The sequence below is a fragment of the Paenibacillus sp. LRG-1 genome, assembly GCF_057220305.1.
Genome location: NZ_CM170126.1, coordinates 4,685,304 through 4,709,468 on the forward strand (window position 1 = coordinate 4,685,304; position 24,165 = coordinate 4,709,468).

The window sequence follows — 24,165 nt, forward strand, 5'->3', positions numbered from 1 at the left end:
ATGATTTCGCCCCTGTTACCAAGCTATGCCTGTGGATTACCCAGCTTTGTTGCCAAATCACGCAGAGCTATTCCTCGGTGACTGATAGCCTGCTTTTGTTCCAACGTCAGCTCGGCCATTGTCTTTTCAAACTCTGGCAAATAAAACAGCGGATCATACCCAAACCCGCCGCTACCGGCGGTTTCAGTAGTAATCCAGCCCTCCACGGAGCCTGTCGATTCCAACGTCTCGCCAGTCTGCGGATTATACAGAATCAAGGTACAGACGAATTGAGCCGGGCTTAGCAAAGGCTGTCCCGTATCATCACCCAGCTGCTTCGATTCCAGAACGTCGAGCAGCTTAATATTGTTTTCGTGATCGCTGGCACCTTCTCCAGCATAACGGGCAGAGTATACCCCCGGTGCACCGTCCAGCAAGTCCACACAGAGGCCGGAATCATCGGCCAGTACGGGCAATCCGAGCACATCTCCAACCGCTTTGGCTTTTTTCAGTGCATTTTCGGCAAAGGTTTTGCCATCTTCAACGACATCAGGAATGTCGGGATAATCGTACATGCTTCTGACTTCCTTGCCAAACGGCGCAAAAGCATGGGCAAATTCCCGCACCTTTCCTTTATTTTTCGTAGCGACAATGACGACCGGGCCATCCAGCCGCATTAGGCGCCAGCTCCTGTACGTCCAGCACCGATCTTATCAGCAATCGGTCCAAGCACTTCTTTTTGGCGCTCAATCATTTGCAGAATCCCTTGTTCGCCCAAGCTAAGCAGTTGATCCAATTCGTTACGGTCAAATGGGCTTTCTTCACCTGTACCTTGCAGCTCAACATATTTTCCGCTGCCAGTCATGACAAGATTCATGTCCACTTTGGCCTTGGAATCCTCTTCATAGTTCAGATCCAGCAATGCTTTTTCACCAACAACCCCTACGCTGACGGAAGCCAGGAAATCGGTAATTGGAAAAACAGGCAGCTTGTGCTGGGTGGCAATTTTATTGACCGCAATCGCCAACGCTACGAAAGAACCGGTAATTGAGGTTGTGCGTGTTCCGCCGTCCGCCTGAATGACGTCACAATCCAACGTAATCGTCCGTTCACCAAGCGCCTGCAAATTGACCACCGAACGCAACGCTCTTCCAATCAGACGCTGAATTTCCATGGTACGGCCTGTCAGCTTGCCACGCGCTGCTTCACGCTGATTACGGCTATGAGTCGCACGCGGAAGCATGGAATACTCTGCGGTTACCCAGCCTTTTCCTTGTCCCTTCATAAAGGGTGGTACGCGTTCTTCTACAGTAGCCGTGCAAATGACTTTCGTCTCGCCAACCTCTATAAAAACAGAGCCCTCCGCGTATTTATTTACTCCTGCTGTCAATTTCATCGGGCGCAGCTCATCACCGTTTCGTCCGTTAGATCTACTCATGCTTTTTCCTCCTACGTCGTATGCAACCTGTTCTTATATGTTTATTTTACCAAAGTGTGCAGGCAAAAGCACCCCAAGGACGATTCCCGCCCTTAAAGAGGGATTTCGTTAATATGTTGCGGCTTGGCTACAGGCTCTCCATAATTTTGATTATTTTGTCCAATTACGCTTTTTTCACCATTTAGTTCAATCCGAATTTTTGTTTTGACCGCATCATCTGAATTGTCTGCCGCTGTCAGCACAACCGATTCCAAAAATTCAGCAGGCACAGCTTCTCCTTTAGCAAACATATCATCTGAAAGAGATACCGTAATTACGTTGTCTTTGGAGCGTTCTACCGATTTCAGCGCCGTCTCCCCTGTCATCACTTCTTGTAACCCATCCTTGGTCTGCGGTCCTTGAATCAATTGATGCAGCGCTGACTGGACACGATCTTTTTCAGGGCTGACCAACCGTGTTACAGGTACGTAGTATTGAACTCCAGCAGGAGAAGATGAAGAGAAATACACGGTGACTGGACTGGAATCCAGGGGTGTTACGCCATGACCAATCTCCAAATTAATACCTACTGCACGCGTCAACGGATGATCCAGCGGTGTGCCGCCAACAGGCATTTCGTTCAGTTTTTTGCCATCCACCCAGATCTGTACGCTCTCAATATCGGGACGGTCGGTCAGGGTCCAGGTCAAACTCTCCATTAATTTTCGTTCTTCCTGTGGCTTATAGTTCGCGAAAGATTTATTGAACTCGACAACAGCCAGCTTGTTGTTCTTGTCCACCGTCACACTTTTCACTTCTGTACCCTCGGGTATTACACCTTTAAATCCCTCTGGTAATAATCCAGCATACGGCCCGCCCTCAACCAATGTTTCCAGCGCTGACTTGGCATCTGCCTGCACATCACCTGTAGCAATCGGTAAAGATACCGGGGCCAGCAAACCGTTATGATCTTGCAAAAAAACAGCTCTCAGTTGACCTGTACTGGCAGGTGCTTTTCCCGTTACAGCCTTAATCATCGACTGCTCTGTCGTGGACGGCGGGGGGTCAATGGATGCCGATTCGTTGCCGAAAAGGCTGCAGCCCGACAACAACAGGGGTAGGGATAGCAGTCCAGCTACAGAGGTCATACGCCATGGGTGTTTTATATTCATAAGTGAAGTTCCTCCCTAACAATTTTGTACAGATTGTACTAATATGTATACGAGCCTCACGTAAAAAATAACTACTTTTTCAGCAGACTGGACACACTGGTCATAATTGCAGTAGAAATCAGGATCTATACGAGGAGGAGAACTTCAACTTTATGGACAAGAAAAAAGCACCTTACAGCCTGAATAGTAAAAAGGTAGCCGATGCCACCCGCGAGTTGCTGCACAAGCGTGGTGTGAACCTGACTGAAATTGCAGAACTGGTCATGCTTTTACAAAAAAAATATTACCCGACCCTAACGATGGAAGAATGTATGGAGAATGTGGACAAGGTACTGATGAAGCGCGAGGTTCAAAATGCCGTGCTCACGGGCATCCAACTGGATATCCTTGCTGAACAAGGCGCTCTTCTTCCCCCATTGCAGGACATGATTGAGAATGATGAGGGATTATACGGTGTGGATGAAATTCTGGCCTTTTCCATCGTAAATGTGTACGGCAGCATTGGATTTACCAATTACGGTTATGTCGATAAGCTCAAACCGGGTGTGCTGGAACGCCTGAACGATAAAAGCCTCGGGCCGATCCATACGTTCCTGGACGACATTGTGGGCGCTATCGCAGCTTCGGCCAGCAGCCGCATCGCCCATCGCAAACAGGCAGAGCGCGAGCAGGAGCTTGGGGAAGAAAGTGCACCGAATACAACACGTTAAATAACAAACAACGCTTGGAATACAACAGATATATACAGGGTTAGAGGAGAACTAGACATGGCAAACGTAACTGAAGGATATACATTCCGTACGATGCAGGCTGACGATTATGATCAGGCCATTGACCTTTGGAATGGCTTAGACGGATTGGGATTAAGCGAGGCCGACTCACCGGAGCGGATTGCACGCTTTTTACAACGGAACGAAGGACTTAGCTTTGTCTGTGAGCATGATGGAAGCATCATAGGCACGATTTTGGCGGGTCACGATAGTCGCAGGGGGTTTCTGTATCATCTGGGTGTAGCCACAGCACATCGTGGTCAAGGGATCGCGCCCAGACTGGTGGATAAAGCGTTATCTGCTTTGCTGAGAGAAGGCATTGATAAATGTCATCTGTTTGTGATGGAGCATAACGCAGGGGGTCAACGCTTCTGGTCAGCTAACGGCTGGGAGAAACGGGATGGAATTATACTATATTCCCGAGGACTAGAACTAGGATCTAACGCTTGATCTATACAAATAGGAACACCGGGTCTGATTCAAGTCAAGCTATAAACGATCAGACCCGGTGCATAAAACTCACAGCTTATTCATTGGTATTCTAACATTTCAAGCTCAGATTACCTTTATTCATAAATTACAATCCATTTTGTGGACGCAGTGCACGTTCTACAATTCCCAGCGTGGATTGACGAGAGAAGAACCGGGACACCTGAGCTACCCAATAGTTTTGGCGACCGGAAATGATGTGACTACGCCCCTTTTCAAATGCTCTCAACGCGTTCTTCACAACGGTTTGGGGAGTTTCCCTAATTCCAATTGACGCTTCACTTGCGCCAACAATATCAAAAAACGGCGTTTCCGTTGAGCCTGGACAAAGGGCCAGAACTCTAAGCCCCCGTTTCCGATTTTCGGCCCATAGCGCTTCAGTAAAAGAAAGCACAAATGCTTTGGTTGCTCCATACACCGCCATATAAGGATCGGGCTGAAATGCAGCTGTGGAAGAAACATTGATTAATCCACCATCCCGCTTACGCAATAAATCAGGCATAAATGCATGTGTGATGTCGACTAAAGCAGCCACATTGAGCATCACTTCCTCATGCTGTCGTTCTCCTGAAACCTGCTCAAAGTATCCATAGGTGGCAAAACCCGCGTTGTTAATCAAGAGATCTACCTTTAGCTGTTGCTTTTGAACCTCCTGATGCAATGCTTGGGGTGCTCCTGGTGTGGAAAGATCCAACGCAATCACCGTTGCTTTTACGTTATATTTAGCTGAGAGTTCTTTAGCCAGTGTCTTTAATTTGGTTTCATTGCGTGCTACCAAAATGAGATTACATTTCTTAGCTGCGAGCGAATAGGCAAAGGCCTCGCCAATACCGGATGAAGCCCCTGTGATCAGAGCTATTTTATTTGCGTACATAAACATGATGACAACCTCCATAGTATTGTTGTTTTATTTAAGAAACATCGTTACCACTACTCTATAATGAACTGAAGTCATCTACTATGACGACCTCAGTACACTTCATATTTACGATGGAGATGAGGATGTTTTAAATGCTACGAGCGCATTCTTCAGTGTAAATGCATACACTCCTTGAGCCATATCTACATCTGAAAAATGACCTGCAAACTGAAGATGTATGACTCCATGTAAAGCAGACCAAAACATCCGGACAACCAGCAGCGGATCATGTTCTTTCAATGCTCCCTGCTCCATAGCGTGTATGACGGTTTGCAGGATTTGAGACAGGGCCGTTGTGGTACCCTCCAAGCTCTGTTCATCCGGCTTGAAATCAGATAATGCCCCGCCAAACATCATTTTGTAATAGGCTGAATGAAGCTGCGCAAATTCCCAGTACGCCCAGCATAGAGCTTCAAGATCAGCGAGTACGCTTTCGGTAACGGGTACTTGCTGAAAGGATTCAGCCAATAGCCGACATCCATCCAGGTACATCTCATTGGCAAGACCATCCTTACTGCCGAAAATACTGTAAATAATTTTGGTGGAACAGCTTAATTTCTGCGCAACTCGCCGCACGGTCACGGCCTCTGGCCCTTCTTCCGCAAGAAGGATACATGCGGCGTCAATGACATTTTTACGGAGCAATTGCTGCTGCTGTAGCTTCACTTCCGAATAGGTTTTATAGGGATGCGATGGCTCGGTCATGATTGAATGCACTTCCTTTTGCTTATTAAAAACTGTTGCTTGATGCTACTATAATAAATTAAAGATCTACACAAGATCTCAGGAAACATTGTTTCTGTTAAGAACCATAGTATTCTAAGCCTGAGTGTTTGTCAAATAAAAAAGAACGCAATGAGTAGGTACACTTACCGCGCTCTGGTTGAATGCTTAAAAATGAAGCTATGTTTGGCGTTCCACGATCAGTAGGCAATGCCTACCCGTGTACGGATAAATTCGTAACTCTTGCATTGACGATAGGTAAAATCAGCCGTATCCGCGGTGGTAATTTGTGAGCCACCTTCAGGCAAAAAATCTTTTTCCACGCGATAAATCCCTGTCCGCGCTCCATCCGGCAGATAGGTTGGACATACGATTGTCCAGTCTAGTGGCGATTCATGCAGCAATTCGTACACTCGCCGATGTTCCTCGGCTGCACGAGTGCTGCGTCGCCGGGTCTCGGAGGACTCGTACCGATACAGGTCCGGTTCGGTCCGGCTTTGCAAAATCCCTGCCGTTCCTACTGTAATGAGCCGGGAAATGGACTGCTCCTGCATGAGCCGGACCAGCAGGGCTATATTAACGGATAAGGTAGTCGTTCCATCCGTATTCAGCGCACTGATTACAGCCGTCGCCCCACCCTTCAGCGCTTGTGCTACGTCCTCTGCATTAGTGGCATCGCCTTGTACGATTTGCAGCTGATTCCCGTACCCGGGTGCGAAATCCTCCAGCTTATCCGGTGAACGAACAAGGACAGTAACGACATGACCGTCCTCTAATGCATAATCTAATATGTACCGTCCTACGCGTCCGGTAGCTCCCAGCAGCAGCAAATTCATAAAATCCTCTTTTCCGGCATGCATGCCGCTTGTCATGTTACTTCGTCATGTCACTTGTTGGGTAGTTTTCCGCGACTATTGACGGCAAAGGGGATAGAAGCGCGTGATTGAGTCCGTCTCGCTCATAGAGGCCCGTTCACGGCGCACCAGCTCCACCAGATGAGCCAGCGTCTCGGACATGGCAAACCTTAGCTGGTGAATACCCAGCTTGCCACCAAACATGGCAATGCACAGCTCATAGGCTGTGCTGCCCTCCGGTTGGATCAGCTGCTGGAATTTATCCAGCCGTTCTTCATGATGCGCCAGCAACGCTTGCGTCCGCTCCCGAAAATAACCAAACGGATTGCGGTGCCCCGGATATGCCCACGCTACCTCCAGCTCGCCTAGACGCTGCAAGCCGTCTACATAAGACCTCAACGGCTGGGCATCGCTGCCCGGCAGCAGACTGATATTAGGAGAAATCTGCGGCAAAACTGCGTCACCGCAGAGGATAACGCCGCTATTCGGGTCATATAAGGACACATGTCCGGGCGCATGCCCACCTGTCTCGACGGGCAGCCAACTGCGTCCACCCCATTCCAGACGAGCGTCCATTCCGGTAGGAATAACGGTAATCTCAGGCTGTGGATTCACTTGCAAATAAGCCTGCCGTATATGTAATTCCAAGGCTGACACTTGCTCCAAAGGAAAGCCATGCTGGACAAAAAAGCTGGGAAGCCTGTTCTCCATAGCGACCGTCGATTCTGGAGCGTCCCACATCATCATCGCTTCCTTATGGCTTCGAGCTGACATATGTACACGAGCCTGACTTTGCTGCTGCATCCAGCCCGCCAATCCGTAATGATCGGGGTGATGATGAGTGACCACAATGTCAGAGATATCCTCAAAGGACATCCCCAGCTGTTGGAAGACATGCGCCCATTCTGCCTCGGTGTCCATATTGCGCGGCCCCGGGTCTACAATCGTAAAACTGTGCTGTCCCTTGAGCACATAGCTATTCACCCAGCGCAGCGGAAAGGACATGGATATTTTGACCTGAAAGCCTCCGTCTATTCGCTCACACGGTGTAAGCTCTGGCATTTTCATGGCTTCCCATCCGCCTTTCTGTTTCAAGCCCGCACGCCGACAAAAATCATTCGAGGCGAAGCATCTTCGATATATTGATCTTCATTATAGCTTCCGTGCACCTGTTCTACGGATAGTCCGGCTTGCTCTAGCAATCCACGGAACTTTTCATACGGATATAGCTTCACTCGTTCATGATACACGCGCGCGGGTTCTCCCTCAGTAGGAGTCGTACCCAGAGCAGAGGCTGCCTCAGTGGCCGTAACAGATGCGGCTGACCGAATCGCAATTTGCTTTTTCACAAAGCCATCTTCAATGACCCGATGCTCCTCAATCCAATTTCCTTCATCCTCCCGTGACGAATGCGGTACCAAATGAGCGGTTACGTAAGCAGGGTTCAAATAATCTATGATAAAGCGTCCTCCCGGCTTCAACAACCGATATATTTCCTTTAGTACTTTAAGCTGCTCCTCATCCTTTTCAAAATAACCGAAGGAGGTGAACAAATTCATCACCGCGTCATAGCTTTCATCCAGCGGCACCTCTCTCATATCCCCTTGATGCCAACTTACCCGCCCTTCGGAATCAGCTGCACGAGCCTCTCTCAGCAGCACATTGGAAAGGTCCACACCTGTCACCTTATAACCTGCATCTGCGAGCGCAAGCGAATGACGTCCCATCCCACAGCATAAATCCAATACGCTGGAGCCTTGCGGTAATTTGAGCCAGGAGATCATTTTTTGCACTTCCTGATAGGCCCCCTGAAAGTCGCGATGCTTGTATACCAATAAATAATCTTCCCCAAAGCTTTGCTCGTACCATTCTGCCATATCGTTTCTCCTCCATGAACTCATTTCGCTCTATTACATACTATATTAGCTTTTTCAAACTGGAAACTCAAAAGCATTACGAATAAGGGTTTTACAAAATCCTGAACAACAAACATGTTACAATAATCGTTATTTGAATCCATTTCATAATACCTTCAGTAGCTTTAATAAAGAGTACATGATCCACCCCATTTTATCATTAAAATGATTCATGGGAACGCCTTTAGAAGTATTCATAAGAGAAAGGAGCAGCAAAGTTATGATTCAAATTGGACTTACGGGTTGGGGCGATCACGATGACTTGTATCCAACGGGCACCAAAGCTAACCAAAAACTAAGCGTCTATGGAAGCCATTTTCCGGTAGTAGAGATGGATAGTTCTTTCTATGCGGTGCAGCCCACAGATCGTATGGCACGCTGGGCGGCGGAAACCCCTGACTCTTTTTCATTTCTCGTCAAAGCCTATCAAGGCATGACTGGACATACCCGCGGCAAGCAGCCTTACTTCAAAACAATAGATGCCATGTACGAAGCACTGCATGCATCCATACAGCCTCTACGCGAAGCGGGCAAGCTTAAAGCCGTACTGTTTCAGTACCCACCCTGGTTCGACTGTACACGTGAGAATGTCGCTGTACTGCGAGACACGAAAAAAAGGATGGGAGAGGTCCCATCCGTACTTGAATTCAGACATCAAAGCTGGTTCACACCCGATTTTCGGAAACAAACGCTGGCATTCATGCGTGAAGAAGGCTGGATACACAGCGTATGCGACGAGCCGCAGGCGGGACTGGGGTCAGTTCCCATTGTGCCGTTGGCTACAGACGGTAATCTGACAATCGTACGTCTCCACGGACGGAACATATCGGGCTGGAATCAAAGCTCCGCGCCTAATTGGCGGGAGGTTCGTTATCTGTATCGGTACAATGAACAAGAGTTGACCGAATGGAGAGACAGATTGCTGGAGCTGGAGCAGCAAAGCCGTGAGGTGTGCGTTATTTTCAACAACAACTCAGGTGGAGACGCCGCTGCTAACGCCAAGCAGCTCATGACCATGCTTGGCATGGACCCTAAACCTTTTCCACCTCGCAAGCCACCCGAAGAGGATAACGGGCCGGAACAGCTTGAACTATTTTGAGGAACGGGCTGAGGGTGAGGAGTTGGAAATAGCCTCCCTGAGCTTGCGTTCGTTATCCAGTAAATGCGGGTCGTCAGGTAAATAGCGTAAAGCGGTTTGGTTATGCTCATACGAAGCGTCCAGCTTACCTGCATGGGCGTAGCAATGGCTGAGCCGCACATGAGGTAACCAGGAGTAGCATGGCAGCGGAACAGGTCGCATACCCGGAAGGTGATGCTGTTGCTCCAATGCCTTTTCATACCAGTATGCGGCAGTGCTCCATTCGTTTCGTGTGAAAAACCAGTCACCGATCATGCAGCACAAGTCTGATTGCGGTACACCGTATCGAAAGGAGCGTAACAGACTATCCAGCTGTTGCTCCGGCTTCCCGAGGTGAAGATAGCATTCCGCCGAGCGCGCACAAGCGGTAATCCTCTCCTCCCGGTAGCCGCTCGGCTCCTCCAACAGATGATTGAACGCCTCTGCCGCCTCGGCATATTCTTTACGGTCAAAACATTCATTGGCATGCAAATACAGCAGACGCCCCTCCAGCTTGCCGCTTTCGCTGATCCACCTGGCGAGAATACGTTGATTACGGAGCGTGTGGTCTTGCATTCGGCGGTGTGTGACTGCCACATCTGAATGAACGATTTGCCCTTGAGGTATCACCAAATCCTCATGCAGACGTCCCTCCCAGCGATATTGTCGCTCACGCTTCACGAGACGGATACGGCGTGAGGTGAACAACAGTTCACCCTGCTCCCCCTCTGCCAAATGAAGTGGCATTACCACTGCGTCGATATCCATAGACAAACGCTGCTTCAAGGCACGCAGGCGCTCACGCTCCGGCTCCAGCAGCACATCGTCCGCATCCAGCCACATGATGTAGGAACACGTCGCCTTATCAAACGATTCATTACGGGCGGCTGCAAAATCATCCTTCCATTCAAACGTATAAAGCCGATCCGTATAGCGGGCTGCTATCGTCTTCGTCTGATCCGTCGATCCCGTGTCCACAATGATGATTTCATCCATCAGGTCTGCGACCGAATCCAGACAGCGTGCAAGTGTCTGCTCCTCGTTCTTTACGATCATGCACAAGCTGATGGTCATTGGATGCTCAGTCATGACTTCACGTCATCCCCCCTTTACCTTTAGCTGAATCTGCCGTCGTTTTTCCGGTAGACTCGCCATCAGTATATGCACCTCTCCTTTCAGCCTGCGTCTTGTCTAGCTGTTCGGCACGTACATACCTTTCCATCGGCAAAAGTTGTTCCTCCATATGCCGGATTCGCTGTACCGCCTTGTCGAGTGCGGCCTTTCGCTGATTCATTTTGCGAACATGCTGCTGCTCCACCAGTCGAAACTGCTCCTCGTCCAGTTTCATCCACTCATTCAGACGCTCTGCCTCTGGTTTGTCCTCACGCAGTTCTTTCGACTTCTTGCGGCCTGCAAAGCACAAATATTTGTGATGCACCTCCAGCGCTTGTTCATCAAAATAAGGATACAACACACGGGAGAGGCTCCCAGCATAGTAAGTCCGCTTGTGATCATGGAACGGGTGGTATCCATAAGGTACAGACAAGACGAGCGTTCCCTTTTTATTCAACAAGCGGTAAGCATGAGCCAGCAGGGTGTCGGGATGCGCAAAATGTTCCAAAATCTCCCCTAAAATAATGGTGTCAAATCCACCGGGAGGACGCTCAAATTGTGAAATGTCCTTTAACTGAAAGTGGACTCTTCCCCGGATGGGTGCGGATTCCTGACGAAGTTCTTTTTTCGCATAAGAAATGCTGCCCTCTTCCAAATCAATAGCTGTTACCTTAAAGCCTTCTCGCCCAAGCAAAATGGACGTTATGCCCTGACTGCACCCAACATCCAGCACGGTACGCCCCTGTACATGGCGGCAAATCCAGTGAATTCTATTGCGGGTGGCTTCATGAGATTCCTCCGAATTGATCTGTCCGTAATAACGTTCGTTTACCTGATCACGGTTAGCCAACAGCGGCGCCCCCTCCATCACCGGGATGCCCCAAGATCACGACATGTCCACCTGTACAATGTGCGGTCGCATTACGTGTATCGAAGACCAGCGGGGCATGGTCGACCAGCTGTTGGTAATCCACCACAGAATGGTCTGTCGTGATGACTACGATATCTGCACTTTCCCATAGCTGAGCATTTGCCGTTCGCGATGGGATTGCTTCACCGTTCAGCTTAAAGCTCGATACATATGGGTCGGTGAAGCTCACCGAAGCTCCCATTTTTATTAGATGTTCAAACAGGACAAGAGCTGGGGATTCCCGAACATCATCAATGTCCTTTTTGTAGGCCACGCCTGCCAGAATGATTTTGGCTTTGTTTATGGCTTTACCTTTATGAGCGAGCATGGCTTCAATTCGCTCCGCAATATACAGCGGCATACGCCGATTCATGCGATCTGCCAAGTCCACGAATTCCAGTGGAAAACCATGCTGCTCGGATTTCCATGACAAGTATAGCGGATCAACCGGGATACAGTGCCCCCCGATGCCAGGTCCCGGATAAAAAGGCATATAGCCGAATGGCTTGGTTGCCGCTGCATCCAGTACCTCCCATATATTGATGCCAATTTTCTCGCAGGCGGCTGTCAGCTCATTGACCATTCCAATGTTGACGCTGCGGAACGTATTCTCGAACAGCTTGGCGGCTTCCGCCACGGTTGTCGAGCTGACTGGAACAATCTGGTCCAAAAAGGAGCCATAAAAACCCACTCCCGCTGCCAGACAATCCGGCGTGCAACCGCCGATCACCTTGGGTGTGTTGCGAATATTAAAATGAATGCTGCCCGGATCAACACGTTCCGGTGAAAAGCACACATAGAAATCCTTACCTACCGTCCAGCCCCTGCGCTGCTCTATCACCGGCCGAATCAGTTCCTCGGTCGTTCCCGGATAGGTGGTGCTTTCCAGAATCAACAGTGTTTGTCTACGCAAATGAGGTATGGCCTGATCAATAGCCGTTTCAATATAGGACGTATCCGGCTGATGTCCGTCTGTCAGCGGCGTAGGCACACAAATCACGACGATATCCGCATGCTCCAGCACCTTGATATCCGTAACTGGATGCAATTGCTGCCCGATCAGACCTTCCAATGCATCATCGCCAATGTCTATGATGTAAGACTTTCCTTGAAGCAGCTTGGCTACTTTGACAGGATCGGAATCTACACCATATACATCATAACCAGCCTGTGCCATTTCCACTGCCATGGGCAGCCCTACATAACCGAGGCCGATTACCGCAACCTTTACAGTTCCTTTAGTTATTTTTTCCATAAGCTGCAAAATACCCACCTCTTTCATCGTTACTCCATGCCTCGCAGTAGCTCAGCAATTCCAGCGCGATCCATTAACTCATCGTCCGAGCGATATTGATCGAAGCTCACTCGTTCCAAACCACCATATTGGCTCAGTAAGCGCTCGTCTGCTTGCTGGGGAAGAATAACAAAATAACGGTCATCATAGCGATACGTGTGCGGCACCTCATAGGGCGAAATCAGCACCTCATGCAGCTTTTCCCCACCACGTATACCAATCTCCTTCACTTTCAACGCAGGCTGTCCCGCCTGTTCTTTCATCACTTCTGCCAGATCTGCAATATTGCAGCCCTTCATTTTCATCACAAGGGTCTCTCCCCCAATTGCCGTGACAGAAGCCTTCAGCAGCAAGCCAATCGCCTCTCCGAGCGTGAGGAAGAAGCGTGTCATATCTGGGCTCGTCAGCGTTAATTCCTGCCCTTCCGCGATCTGGCGCTTGAACAGGGGCACGACACTTCCACTCGTCCCCAACACGTTGCCGCCGCGAATACACACAAAGCGAGTACGCTCACTTAAAGTGTTGGCGCGGATCATCAGTCTTTCACCGATCGCCTTCGTCATGCCATATACATTCACCGGGTCTACCGCCTTGTCTGTAGAGACATCAATTACCTTGGCGACTCCTTGCTCAATACTGGCGCGGATCACGTTTTCCGTACCGTGTACGTTCGTCTTGAAAGCCTCCTCTGGCTGTCTCTCACACACAGGGACATGCTTTAATGCCGCCAAATGGAACACATAGTCCACTCCGCGACATGCCTCCTGCAATGCCTGAAGGTCGCGAATATCTCCAATCATGAAATTCAGGCGAGGATCAGATTGAAATTGCCGCTGCATGGCAATCTGTGCAAATTCACCGCGTGAAAATATCCGGATTTCCGTCGGTCCCTCCTTCAGCAATTCAGCCGTTAGGCGTTGCCCCCAAGATCCCGTGCCTCCGGTCACTAGCAGTTTTTTTCCTTTAAACAATATAATCTCCTCCTGACCGTTACGAATTGGCAATGCCTGTTCCCAGAAATTCAGCCAGCACAGCATTCATTTCAATCTCTGATAGCCGATCCTTCGCCGGCACTTTTTTCACCGAAGTATTTGCGGCATGAATGACGTTCACATAGTTGCGAAGTGGAATGACCTCATGCGGCAGCTCCGTTACATATCCGTGCGTACCCTTCCCAGGAATGACGACACGGTAATCATTTAGAAAATCCTCCACTTGATAGCGAAACACATAAAAAGAAGGCGAACGGTGAAACACCGGTGCCATCTGCCCCTCAACCGCATCCCACAGGTAACCCATCTGGTTCACCAGCGCAACCGTCTCCGGTTGAAACTTGTAATCATGTAACTGTTGTACAAATGACTGGTGGTATAAATCGTCGGAATCTATTCGAGCAATGAGCAGTTCGTCCGCGCCTTCGATGTACGCATGAATTCGACGTTTACTTTCGATGCTCGTACCAAAACGGATGTGGTCGGGAATGGGCTCATGTCGGGCTAGTTCCTCTTCCACAATGTCACTGCATCCGCCCGCCAGCTTGACGACAGATAAGAAATCCGTATTTGTCTGACTGAGTAAACTACGCAGCGTAAAGGTTCTGAATATATCCAGTCGCTCGCTGATCCACTCACGTGCCAGGCGGTTGGGATTCATCCCATAGTTATTAAAATTAATTTCAATTACAATCTTGCGATTCATTGATCTTCCTCCCTTTCAACCGTCTTCTCTCAAGTTATGAAGACGCCTCTGAAACGGCACGTACAGATGCAACGAATCTTGTAAAAATAGGTAGATTCCAAAAAGAATAGTCGTTCATACAAAAACCTTTTCGCTTTCGACATATGATAGAATACAAAGTTTTTTGCTCCATCTGAAAAGTTGAACAAGCAGGAACGACAGGGAGGTAACATGTTATGACGAATCCAAGGTATCTGGAGATTGACGAGGTACTGAAACGATTGAAGCTGGCACTCGATCAGCACCAGTCCTTTTCGCTCATTCGTATTGGGGATGGTGAAAATTTGGTGTTGTCGCAGGACACCGTCTGGCCGATGGAAAAGGTATTACAGGAACGTTGGGCGGTCAAAGCCAATCTCGGTCAAAAGGGACTGTTTCTACCGAATACGGAACTACGGGACGCGGTGGCTGAGGCAGTGAGCAAAGCTAGCATTGCTGGCATTTTGCCATATGATGACGAATCTATTAAAGCACCATCCTATATGAAGCGGGAGCTGACCGATCAGGTCTTTGCTCACTATGCTCTTTCCCCCGCGCTGACCTGCCACGCCTGCCTGAATCGGTATTTGGCTGAGACACCCGCTTTCTGGGACATGCTGAAAAATCGACGCATTCTGCTGGTCACCCGGACGGCCGCTGAAGTAAAGCCTGTTCTTGAGGCCGATCCGTACAGGCTGAATATCGCGCACACGCTTGCATTTCATCAATATGAACAAATGCCTGAAACACTCCAATGGATCGCAGCACACAAAGATGACTTTGATATTGCGCTATTCTCTTGTGGTGTCAATGCAGTCGTGTTAGCACAAAAAACAGCAGAGCTAACTGGCAAAGTAGGTATAGACTTCGGCAAGGCGATTAATATCGTCATGTTCGGCAAAGCTAATTAATGAATAAAGATAACTTGTGAAAAAATACACTTAACAAGTAATCTTTGCTCCGTATATCAAAAAAGCACTAGCAAATTTCAGTTTGCTGGTGCTTTCTACTATCATATGCTGTCCTAAAGTCCGTGATTGCAAAGAATAATCCATATAAAGCCTTGAACCCTTACTTACTTGCTTAGAAATAGAATTTGAGATTTCCTGTCACTTCTTTTACAATATTACAGAAACTAGCATTCATTTAGAAATCATGAGGAGGATGTTGAAATGTCACATAACAAGAGATTGAGGACATACCCACTTACAAAAGCAAAGCATGTAAAGGTTCATGGTCGAACTACGCAAACACGTAAACCTCTTACTCTGTTTTGGACAGGCAGTGGCATTGAATTGAATATCAAAGGCTCAGAGCTGTGGATTGAAATTGAGGCCGATTACCAGGTGTATGAACCCTGGATCAATATTGTCATCAATGGGGTTCCGATGAGTCGCCTGATGGTGACCGCAGGACGGCATTGGATCTGTCTTTTGAGAGGGTTGAACCCTGACACGGTCAAAAATGTCCGTGTGGTCAAGGATGTCCAGCCTATGAGTTCGGACTCGCGCTGCTTGTTGCAAATTCATGCCCTGAAGGTTGATGGGGAATTGCTGCCAGTCACTGATAAGCCCCTCAAGGTGGAATTTATCGGTGACAGCATTACCTCGGGAGAAGGAACGATTGGAGCGAAGGAGGAGACAGACTGGGTTCCCATGCTGTTCACAGCATTACGCAATTATACAGCCATAACAGCCGAAGCACTAAATGCGGACTACCGAGTGCTATCACAAAGCGGATGGGGTGTCCTAACAAGCTGGGATAATAATCCGCATGCGAACATACCGGCATATTATGAGCAGATATGTGGTGTGCTGACCGGTGAGAGAAATGAAGCATTAGGGGCATTTTCAGATTATGATTTTACCTCATGGCAGCCGGACGTGGTCGTAGTGAATTTGGGGACTAATGACGGGGGAGCCTTTTATTCTCCGGCATGGACGGACCCAGCAAGCGGGAAAGTGTACAAGCAACGCTTGAACGAGGACGGCACATTCAATGAAGAAGATTTACAATCTTTTGAAAGCGCTATCGAACGTTTTCTTGTCAAGCTTCGGACCTGCAATCCTGCTGCCCATATTGTGTGGGCCTATGGGATGCTGGGTACTCCGATGATGCCCTCAATCTACCGAGCGGTAGACGCGTACAAGAAAAAAACGAGGGATCGGAATGTGTCTGTATTCCAACTGCCTAACACGACGGAAGAAACGATAGGATCTCGCAGCCATCCCGGACTCTCCGCCCATGCCAAAGCAGCAGATGAGTTGACAGTGTATTTGCGAGAGATTCTAAAGAAATAGAATCCGAGAAGCACAATCAACTCTGTAGAACACGCTCATAAAGGAAATTACAACAACTAGGTCATTTGTGCTCTGGGTGTTGTTGTTGAGAATTATAGCCACGAGTCTGCAGCAGATGTCTGTCTATGCTCGTGGCTAGTTAAGCTTGGGCGCAGCGGACTATCCTAGGAGAACCACGAACAGGCAGCGAGCATTTACTATAGAAATAATTACCTGATATATTTACAAAAACGGAGTCGAAGCAATGCCCGTGAATACCTCTGGACCATTACGAACAGTGGTCGATACACCAGAAATATAAGAAGAATATACTGTTTGTATTGCCCAGGGAGCAGATAGATCCTGTGCATTAAAAGCTTGCGTTTCATTAGCCCCAGTCACGCCCAGTACCCCCTCGGCGCGGTAGACTACCTCACTCGGATCATAGTCGGCTCCACGCACGATTTCAACCGCATACGTATCCCCAAGCTCACCGATTAGGCCAATGGAACCACTAAAAGTTACAATCGGACCCGGCACAAGAAAGGTCCGCAGGGTGATCAAACCGAACCGCTCCGGTATAGGACCCAGCTGTATATCGGGACCCTCACCTGTTTTTGATGAATTGGTGGAGCTTCTCATATCCAGAAAAAAACCCATACCTTATCCCTCCAAATTGCAAGATACTCCATGCTATGCAAGAAATTCTTTAGCGTATTGGACAAATTAGTAATAAATCTATCAATTCAGCTCAAAATAACCGATAGTAAATACATATGATATAAATATTAGAAATGAATATGTAGATAGAAAGCAGGGGTTTGATGAAACAACTGAGACGACTCAAAACATTAACACTACGCAAGAAATTGACAGCAGCATTTCTACTGGTCATGCTTGTTCCAAGCATTATTGTAAGTTCTTTTTCTTATCAAGCAGCATATAAACAGACGGACCGCCAATTACTCGATAGTGCGACAACTAGCGTTACCGCATCCGATCGTGCAGTTACTCAAACGATTCAAGCCAAAATCGCTGATCTCGAATATTACTCTACGACGATGACGGCTAGTGATAACAGTGCCGAAGCAGATGAAGACATCCTGAAAAGGTTACAAGTGTATTTAAAAATGCATGCGGAAGCTGTTGATATGTTTGTAGGAACTCCCGAAGGAAAACTCATTATTGGCAAAGCCGTAGGCTCCACAAACGACCCTCGTGAACGTCCGTGGTACAAACAGGCCATGGAGAAACCCGGACAAACCGTAATCAGCCCTGTCGGACTCAATACGGCTAAGGTCCCCGTTGTATATATTTCACGTACACTTCCTGACAACAGTGGTGTTCTCGGTCTTTCGCTGAACCTAAATAATTTAAAAGAAATCACAAATTTAAAAATCGGACAAAATGGCTATATTATGATATTAGATGGTACCAAACGTATCGTTACCCACCCGACAGAAGTCAGCGGAAGTACCAAAATGGGGGAAACGATACCTGAATTATTTGCCTCCAAAGAAGGTAGCTTTAGTTACGATATTAATGGCGTAGATAAACACCTGATTTTCAAAACCAATACGCTGACAGGCTGGAGAATTGCTGGAACGATGGACAAAGCAGAAACCAGTGCCTCCGCCCAACCGATTCTTATCACGACGATCATCGTGTTGGTGATTGCAGCCATCATCATTGGTGTGCTCGCAATGTGGCTAATCAGCAGTATACTTAAGCCCATCCAAAGATTACGTAATTCTATGGATGCCATCAGCCAAGGTAATCTTTCGATAAACGTGGCTACGACCAGCACAGATGAAATTGGTGAATTATCAAGATATTTTCAACAAATGGTAGATAACCTGCGTAACATGATTAAAGAAATTCAAGCGATGACAGGCAATTTGTCGGCATCCTCGCAAGAGCTTGCAGCAGGTGCAGAACAAACGACCCGGGCTATCGAGCATGTGACCATAGCCATTCAAGATGTGGCTGCAGGCAGCGAACGCCAAGTGGGCAGCGCTAAAGATAATCAGGAACGGATTAGCGGCATGGCAACAGACATTACCGCTATGACTGAAACCATGGCTGAAATGACCACTTACTCCGCACAGGCCATTCAGGCGTCGGATGCAGGCAGCGAGCATATCGGCAACAGCGTCGTTTCCATTGATGGCATTCGCACTACCGTGGAAGAACTGGATACCATCATCAGTGCTTTGAGTGACCGCTCTGGACGAATCGGAACGATTGTCACCGTCATTACGGAAATCGCCAGCCAGACTAATCTGCTCGCATTGAACGCTTCTATTGAGGCAGCACGCGCAGGGGAGCATGGCAAAGGTTTTGCTGTCGTGGCGACAGAGGTCCGCAAGCTGGCTGAAAACTCAGCTTATTCCGCACAACAAATTCGTGAACAGATTCAAGGGATACAGAGCGGTGTATCTGAAGCCCTGATCGCTATGGAATCCGCCAAGGAACGCGTAAGTGATGGTATTAATTCCATTGACCTATCCGGTCGCTCCTTCTCTCGCATCCGTAGAGCGGTAGCCAAATCAGCGAAGCAGCTCGATAACGTCGCAGCTTCTACCGCTGGAGTCGCAGATGGAACGAGTTCAGTCGTCAGCAGCATGGAGGAAATTACACGCATCGCTGAAGAAGCGGCATCCCATACGGAGACCGTGTCCGCAGCCGCAGAGGAGCAGCTCGCCTCCATGGAAGAGATCGGTTCGTCTGCCGCAGATTTGACCCGTCTGGCGGAGCAGCTTCAAGATTTACTGACACAATTCCAATTAGATGAAACAAAATAACCGTTCCAACCGATAAATACAGAGAAAGAGTCTTCACAATGAGGGAGGGTTGGAACATGGATATCGCAGCATTATCAACAGGTATGAGTCAGGCCAGCTTAGCTCAAGCCGTAAGTGTGAAGGTATTAAGTATGGCTAAGGATCAGGCCAGTGAACAAGGACAGGCTTTAGTGCAGATGATGGAAAAAAGCGTACAGCCTCATCTTGGCGGTCAACTGGACATTCGCGCATAAGTACATCCATATGCTTGGTTAAGGGCGATTCTGCTCAGGTCTGGACAGACCCGGGTAGAATCGTTTTTTTATCTCCCTATTTTTCGTTCAGCACAAAACGTAGTAAACTAGAAATATCGTCCACGACCTCGGTTCGGAGGATAGCGCAACATTCACACGATTTACATTGAAAAAGGAGGATACATAGTATATGAGTTATTCTGATTATTTTGAAAAAGCCAGAGAGCAACAACTGGGCGAGTTACAGGAGTGGTTGTCCATTCCGAGTATCTCAGCATTATCGGAGCACAAAAAGGACATTAACCAAGCAGCTGATTGGCTCGCTGCCAAACTGACTGCTGCCGGTCTGGAAAACGTTGAAATCATTCCAACCAAAGGGCACCCGCTGGTATATGCGGATCATTTGCACGCACCTGGTAAACCAACGATCCTCGTGTATGGACACTATGATGTACAACCCGTAGACCCGCTTCACCTGTGGGAAACGCCACCGTTTGAGCCATCCATCCGTGATGGAAAATTGTATGCGCGCGGAGCGACAGATGATAAAGGGCAGGTTTTCTTGCACATTAAGGCAGTTGAGGCCATTTTGAAGCAGGAAGGCACATTGCCGCTGAACATCAAATTCTGCGTTGAAGGTGAGGAAGAAGTGTCCAGTCCGAACTTGCTTGAGTTTTTGCAAACTGGAGCTGAACGTCTGGCCGCGGATGCTGTACTGGTGTCCGACACTTCCTTGATCGAAAAAGGGAAGCCTGCCATTTGCACAGGTTTGCGTGGACTATGTTCACTGGAAGTCGCCATTCACACGGCGAACACAGATCTACATTCCGGCTCTTTCGGTGGCGGCGTGCCGAATGCCCTGCATGCTCTGGTGTCCTTGCTGGCAACCCTGCATGACGACAAAGGCGGCGTAAGCGTCGAAGGATTCTACGACGATGTTGCTCCATTATCGGCAGAGATGAGAGAAGAATTCGTGAAGCAAGGCTTCAATGAGAGCAAGCTGCAACAAGATCTTGCACTTGATTCTCTCTATGGCGAAGAAGGATTCAGCTTCGTTGAGCGTGTTGGGGCACGTCCGACACTGGAGCTGAACGGCGTATACGGTGGCTTCCAAGGGGAAGGCACGAAAACGGTCATTCCAAAAGAAGCTCATGCTAAAATCACGTGCCGCTTGGTGGCTAACCAGAATCCGCAAGACATTCTGGACAAAATCGAGCGCCATTTGCGCGCCCATGTTCAGGCAGGAGCTACCCTGGATATTCAACAGGGTGAAAAAGCGAACGCCTTTAACATCGACCCGTCACACGCGTTTCTGCAAGCGGCGGCCGATGCTTTTGAGAAGGTATACGGTGTGCGTGCCCTCTTTACCAAGGATGGAGGCTCTATCCCAATCGTGGAGACCTTCTCCCGTGTGCTGACTGCCCCAGTCGTGCTGATGGGCTTCGGCTTGCCAGATGAGAACCTGCATGCGCCAAACGAGCATTTTAACTTGGACAATTTTGACAAGGGTCTGCTGACGATTGTAGAGTTTATGAAATCGGTGTAAGCACATGACAACTTCTTATGACTAAGTTACAATAGAGAGGGCGAAAGCCCTTTCTATTTTTTTTTGAGGAGCGCTACATAATATGATTATTCAGTTTATTCGTTTACGGTAATGTGAGGTACAGTTCATGAAAACTCAACCATTTTTCCGAAAATGGGTTGGGTCTATTTGGCTGTGCCTTTTTTCATTCACCAAATACGAATGAACGGGGTGCTTTTCTGTGTCCAAATGGAATAAACACGAGATGAAGGCTGACCTAATTGGAAAGCATCAACATCTCTTTAGGTGTCCTCTATGCTCTCAACCGATGCGTATGGTGGAAGGTAAAAGCCTCCTATGTACGAATCAGCATTGCTATGATCTCTCAAAATACGGGTATTTACATTTAGCCGCCCGGTCCTATAAGACTAAATATGATAAACAACTATTTTCCTCCAGAAGAATGATGTGCAATAACGGATTTTTCGATCCCTTAAATGAAGCGATAAGCAGCACTATAATGAAATTTATGAAGCCACTGTTTGATCAAAAATCACACCTTTACTTGCTCGATGCAGGTTGCGGGGAAGGCACTCATTTGAGCCACATTCAGGATAAGCTGACCTGGAAGGGAATCACTGAGCTTACAAGCGTAGGTATGGATCTGTCTAAAGAAGGTATTGTGGCCGCAGCCAAAGAATATCCTCATACCCTCTGGTGTGTTGCGGATCTGGCTCATTGTCCGTTTTCAAATCAACAATTTGACGGTGTATTCAATATTTTATCCCCTTCTAATTATGCTGAATTTACAAGAATCCTTTCGGAGGACGGCTGCGTCCTGAAGGTCATTCCCGAACAATATTATCTTCGGGAATTGAGATGCTTGTATGAACAGAAAAAGAATAAGCCTGCTTATTCGAATGACAATATATTAAGCCGATTTAAAGATCATTTTAAACTTCTATCCGCCGAACGGTTAACCTATCGTTTTATGTTAAATGCCGACCTCATGAAACCTTTGCTCCATATGACTCCCTTATCGTGGGGAGCTACGGAAGCAGACTGGCAGCAAGTGCAGGAAATAAATTTACCGTATGTCACAGTAGATTTGCTCATCTTATGCGGTAAAAAATAGAATACTAAAAAGCATTCACAGCATGGAACCATCCATGCTTCGTGAATGCTTTTTTTTTTACGTTAGTCCCGTCGCTTAAGAAAAACGGGTGTAGCGCAACAGGTGAGCTAGCCGATTGAGCCGTTCTATCTCCCGATCCAACTCATGCAGCGGCTGTCCAGCCAAAGCAGCGTTTGCTCTCAGATCCCGTAGCGGGTTCATTTTCCGACCAATGAGTTTGAGCACCGTTGCCTTCCCCATGTTATTCACCACCACATATTGCGTTAGCGGATCAAGCTCAATCCACAATACATGATGCTGTTGAAAAAACGATAATAGTTGCTTTTTTAACGCCTCCAGCTCATCAATCTCACCTGTGATTTGCGGATGATGATGAAAAGCCACATAGCCCATCACCCGCAGGTCACTTATGATTTGTTCCAAATGAAGCGTTTCGTTTATGTACACATGGTTCGTGCTCATGCGGTTTCTTGCACCATTCGTATGATCTTCCCGGATGACGTTCACCACCTGACTATCGTTATATCAAGATTTATCTTTCCCCTTTTTCACTATAGCGCAATCGGCTTTGAAAAGTCAGGACATGTACAAACCTTACGAACAAAAAAACAACCGGCTTATACGCCAGTTGTTTCCCGTTCCACAAAATACTTATTGGTCATATAATGGGCCTTGCCTCTGGAGGTATCCACCATTCCCTTTTTGTTGTCGAGAAAAACAATCTCCCGGCATTTGGTGCAGTACCACTTGGTCCGCTTAAAGGGAGATTCTGTTACATACGATGTACCACATTTGCAATCTACTTTAATTAAGGTTTCTGTTGATTTGTAAGCCTGGGACAACTCTTTTAGGCCAGTGTCCGGCTGTTGAATCGGGATAATAACCTCCTGATAGCTTGAATACTGATTATGAACTTTAAAATCAGCCACCAGTTCCGCATGCAGTCCAAAGTACTCTTTGCCGATCTCGGTTACGAATTTTTTGCCAATTCTGTAACACTCAAGCCATTCCTGTATCTGTTGATTAGACAAAGGCACTGTGCCCTTGATACCACTATTTAATGTGTAAGTCATGATGTATAAAGTATCATCTTGTCTATGTCCGTACATGAGAAGCCTCCTTATAATACACTTGATAATGTACTACAAAGCGCAAAAAACATCAATTTTATTATTTGGCAAAAGACTTAATATATCTCGGTAAGCACATAAGAGGTGTGAGTGTATGGCTAGAAAGCAACTGACAATCTGTCAGTTGCTTTGTCTTTCCACATAGTATTTGTTGGTCATGTACCACGCCTTGCCTTTATCCGTATCCACCATGCCCTTTTTACGATCTAGGAACACAATGTTATTACACTCCTTGCATGACCACTTGGTTCTTTTATGCGGTGACTCTTCTATATAGGAAGCACCACATTTACATTCTACCTGAATTAATGTTTTATACTGGCTGTACGCCTCTACCAGGGGGTCCAGCTCTACAGCTTTGCGTTCCATTACAGGCTGTATTATGGATATGTGTTCTCGCTGCTCCGAGTATTCATTATGTACCTTGAAATCTGCTACCAACTCAGGGTTTAAACCAAAATACTGTTTCCCCACAACCGTTACAAACTTGCTGCCAATTCGATATGCTTTGATCCATTCCTGCACCTGCTTACTGGTTAGGTCGACAGTTCCCTTTATACCGCTGTTCAGCGTATAAGTCATCAAGTGTTGGTTGGGTGTCATATGTCTTAACGTTCACCTCCGATCAAGAATATACCACAGGTAGCTCTAGGCAAAAGCTACTTCCTGC

26 protein-coding genes and 1 pseudogene are annotated in these 24,165 nt (G+C 47.7%); 10 read left to right on the plus strand and 17 right to left on the minus strand.

Annotated elements, in window-relative coordinates; all coding sequences use genetic code 11:
- Positions 1-23: 23 nt before the first annotated feature.
- The 3 genes from ACUUJN_RS20665 to ACUUJN_RS20675 form a co-directional block, all read right to left on the minus strand.
- On the minus strand, positions 24-656 hold the full coding sequence (locus tag ACUUJN_RS20665; protein WP_013311674.1) for an XTP/dITP diphosphatase: 633 nt from the start codon (positions 654-656) through the stop codon (positions 24-26).
- Entirely contained in the window at positions 656-1,417 is a 762-nt protein-coding gene (rph, locus tag ACUUJN_RS20670; RefSeq protein ID WP_013311675.1) for a ribonuclease PH, read from the minus strand. Before rph ends, ACUUJN_RS20665 begins: the two co-directional genes overlap by 1 nt.
- Before the next feature lie 92 nt (positions 1,418-1,509).
- Entirely contained in the window at positions 1,510-2,568 is a 1,059-nt protein-coding gene (locus ACUUJN_RS20675; RefSeq protein WP_484668876.1) for a GerMN domain-containing protein, read from the minus strand.
- 152 nt (positions 2,569-2,720) lie between these two features.
- On the opposite strand from ACUUJN_RS20675, the gene ACUUJN_RS20680 reads away from it, so the two are divergent.
- Entirely contained in the window at positions 2,721-3,278 is a 558-nt protein-coding gene (locus ACUUJN_RS20680; protein ID WP_023990028.1) for a phosphatidylglycerophosphatase A family protein, read from the plus strand.
- Positions 3,279-3,335: 57 nt separating this feature from the next.
- Positions 3,336-3,788 (plus strand): GNAT family N-acetyltransferase, encoded by a 453-nt coding sequence (locus ACUUJN_RS20685; protein WP_484668877.1) that lies wholly within the window; start codon positions 3,336-3,338, stop codon positions 3,786-3,788.
- Positions 3,789-3,915: 127 nt separating this feature from the next.
- Here the strand turns inward: ACUUJN_RS20685 and ACUUJN_RS20690 are convergent, their stop codons facing one another.
- The 5 genes from ACUUJN_RS20690 to ACUUJN_RS20710 all read right to left on the minus strand — a co-directional run bounded on the left by ACUUJN_RS20690 (position 3,916) and on the right by ACUUJN_RS20710 (position 8,200).
- Positions 3,916-4,707, minus strand: a complete 792-nt coding sequence (locus tag ACUUJN_RS20690) for an SDR family NAD(P)-dependent oxidoreductase (RefSeq protein WP_023990030.1) — start codon at positions 4,705-4,707, stop codon at positions 3,916-3,918.
- A 105-nt stretch (positions 4,708-4,812) separates the two neighbouring features.
- Positions 4,813-5,451: a TetR/AcrR family transcriptional regulator gene (locus tag ACUUJN_RS20695; RefSeq protein WP_023990031.1), complete on the minus strand. Its 639-nt coding sequence runs from the start codon at positions 5,449-5,451 to the stop codon at positions 4,813-4,815.
- Positions 5,452-5,669: 218 nt separating this feature from the next.
- Positions 5,670-6,305 carry an NAD(P)-dependent oxidoreductase gene (locus ACUUJN_RS20700; protein WP_023990032.1) on the minus strand — a complete coding sequence of 212 codons (636 nt, stop codon included), beginning with the start codon at positions 6,303-6,305 and terminating at the stop codon, positions 5,670-5,672.
- 75 nt (positions 6,306-6,380) lie between these two features.
- On the minus strand, positions 6,381-7,391 hold the full coding sequence (locus ACUUJN_RS20705; protein ID WP_484668878.1) for an MBL fold metallo-hydrolase: 1,011 nt from the start codon (positions 7,389-7,391) through the stop codon (positions 6,381-6,383).
- Between the two features lie 23 nt (positions 7,392-7,414).
- The gene (locus ACUUJN_RS20710) at positions 7,415-8,200 is read right to left on the minus strand and encodes a class I SAM-dependent methyltransferase (protein WP_028541526.1); all 786 of its coding nucleotides are present in this window, start codon (positions 8,198-8,200) and stop codon (positions 7,415-7,417) included.
- 259 nt (positions 8,201-8,459) lie between these two features.
- On the opposite strand from ACUUJN_RS20710, the gene ACUUJN_RS20715 reads away from it, so the two are divergent.
- The gene (locus ACUUJN_RS20715) at positions 8,460-9,338 is read left to right on the plus strand and encodes a DUF72 domain-containing protein (protein WP_341057159.1); all 879 of its coding nucleotides are present in this window, start codon (positions 8,460-8,462) and stop codon (positions 9,336-9,338) included.
- Here ACUUJN_RS20715 and ACUUJN_RS20720 read toward each other — a convergent pair.
- Genes ACUUJN_RS20720 through ACUUJN_RS20740 form a run of 5 tightly spaced genes read right to left on the minus strand, consistent with a single transcriptional unit; the run spans position 9,330 to position 14,371 of the window.
- A complete protein-coding gene (locus tag ACUUJN_RS20720) occupies positions 9,330-10,445 on the minus strand; it encodes a tetratricopeptide repeat-containing glycosyltransferase family 2 protein (protein ID WP_076264928.1) in 1,116 nt (371 codons plus the stop codon). The genes ACUUJN_RS20715 and ACUUJN_RS20720 overlap by 9 nt on opposite strands.
- 4 nt (positions 10,446-10,449) lie before the next feature.
- Entirely contained in the window at positions 10,450-11,319 is an 870-nt protein-coding gene (locus ACUUJN_RS20725; RefSeq protein ID WP_023990037.1) for a class I SAM-dependent methyltransferase, read from the minus strand.
- Entirely contained in the window at positions 11,312-12,661 is a 1,350-nt protein-coding gene (locus ACUUJN_RS20730; protein WP_023990038.1) for a nucleotide sugar dehydrogenase, read from the minus strand. The genes ACUUJN_RS20725 and ACUUJN_RS20730 overlap by 8 nt, the downstream gene beginning before the upstream one ends.
- 2 nt (positions 12,662-12,663) lie before the next feature.
- Positions 12,664-13,644, minus strand: a complete 981-nt coding sequence (locus tag ACUUJN_RS20735; protein ID WP_484668879.1) for a polysaccharide biosynthesis protein — start codon at positions 13,642-13,644, stop codon at positions 12,664-12,666.
- 19 nt (positions 13,645-13,663) lie between these two features.
- Positions 13,664-14,371, minus strand: coding sequence for a glycosyltransferase family A protein (locus tag ACUUJN_RS20740; protein WP_484668880.1), 708 nt, complete (start codon positions 14,369-14,371; stop codon positions 13,664-13,666).
- 215 nt (positions 14,372-14,586) lie between these two features.
- On the opposite strand from ACUUJN_RS20740, the gene ACUUJN_RS20745 reads away from it, so the two are divergent.
- Together ACUUJN_RS20745 and ACUUJN_RS20750 are read left to right on the plus strand one after the other, a co-directional pair.
- Positions 14,587-15,300, plus strand: a complete 714-nt coding sequence (locus tag ACUUJN_RS20745) for a GT-D fold domain-containing glycosyltransferase (protein WP_023990040.1) — start codon at positions 14,587-14,589, stop codon at positions 15,298-15,300.
- A 261-nt stretch (positions 15,301-15,561) separates the two neighbouring features.
- Positions 15,562-16,689: an SGNH/GDSL hydrolase family protein gene (locus ACUUJN_RS20750; protein ID WP_023990041.1), complete on the plus strand. Its 1,128-nt coding sequence runs from the start codon at positions 15,562-15,564 to the stop codon at positions 16,687-16,689.
- 222 nt (positions 16,690-16,911) lie between these two features.
- Here the strand turns inward: ACUUJN_RS20750 and ACUUJN_RS20755 are convergent, their stop codons facing one another.
- Positions 16,912-17,328 carry a hypothetical protein gene (locus tag ACUUJN_RS20755; protein ID WP_023990042.1) on the minus strand — a complete coding sequence of 139 codons (417 nt, stop codon included), beginning with the start codon at positions 17,326-17,328 and terminating at the stop codon, positions 16,912-16,914.
- A gap of 164 nt (positions 17,329-17,492) precedes the next feature.
- On the opposite strand from ACUUJN_RS20755, the gene ACUUJN_RS20760 reads away from it, so the two are divergent.
- The 5 genes and pseudogenes from ACUUJN_RS20760 (at position 17,493) to ACUUJN_RS20780 (ending at position 22,365) form a co-directional block, all read left to right on the plus strand.
- Entirely contained in the window at positions 17,493-19,472 is a 1,980-nt protein-coding gene (locus ACUUJN_RS20760; protein WP_023990043.1) for a methyl-accepting chemotaxis protein, read from the plus strand.
- A gap of 56 nt (positions 19,473-19,528) precedes the next feature.
- Entirely contained in the window at positions 19,529-19,705 is a 177-nt protein-coding gene (locus ACUUJN_RS20765) for a YjfB family protein (protein ID WP_023990044.1), read from the plus strand.
- A gap of 190 nt (positions 19,706-19,895) precedes the next feature.
- Positions 19,896-21,251, plus strand: a complete 1,356-nt coding sequence (locus ACUUJN_RS20770; protein WP_023990045.1) for a dipeptidase — start codon at positions 19,896-19,898, stop codon at positions 21,249-21,251.
- Between the two features lie 244 nt (positions 21,252-21,495).
- Positions 21,496-21,627, plus strand: a pseudogene (locus ACUUJN_RS20775) (putative RNA methyltransferase); the annotation flags it as partial.
- 123 nt (positions 21,628-21,750) lie between these two features.
- Positions 21,751-22,365, plus strand: coding sequence for a methyltransferase domain-containing protein (locus tag ACUUJN_RS20780; protein WP_226887829.1), 615 nt, complete (start codon positions 21,751-21,753; stop codon positions 22,363-22,365).
- Between the two features lie 75 nt (positions 22,366-22,440).
- Here the strand turns inward: ACUUJN_RS20780 and ACUUJN_RS20785 are convergent, their stop codons facing one another.
- From ACUUJN_RS20785 to ACUUJN_RS20795, 3 genes are all read right to left on the minus strand, one after another.
- The gene (locus tag ACUUJN_RS20785; protein WP_202404018.1) at positions 22,441-22,827 is read right to left on the minus strand and encodes a hypothetical protein; all 387 of its coding nucleotides are present in this window, start codon (positions 22,825-22,827) and stop codon (positions 22,441-22,443) included.
- Between the two features lie 155 nt (positions 22,828-22,982).
- The gene (locus ACUUJN_RS20790; protein ID WP_013311697.1) at positions 22,983-23,474 is read right to left on the minus strand and encodes a hypothetical protein; all 492 of its coding nucleotides are present in this window, start codon (positions 23,472-23,474) and stop codon (positions 22,983-22,985) included.
- A 141-nt stretch (positions 23,475-23,615) separates the two neighbouring features.
- Positions 23,616-24,098 carry a hypothetical protein gene (locus ACUUJN_RS20795; protein ID WP_023990049.1) on the minus strand — a complete coding sequence of 161 codons (483 nt, stop codon included), beginning with the start codon at positions 24,096-24,098 and terminating at the stop codon, positions 23,616-23,618.
- Between the last annotated feature and the right edge of the window lie 67 nt (positions 24,099-24,165).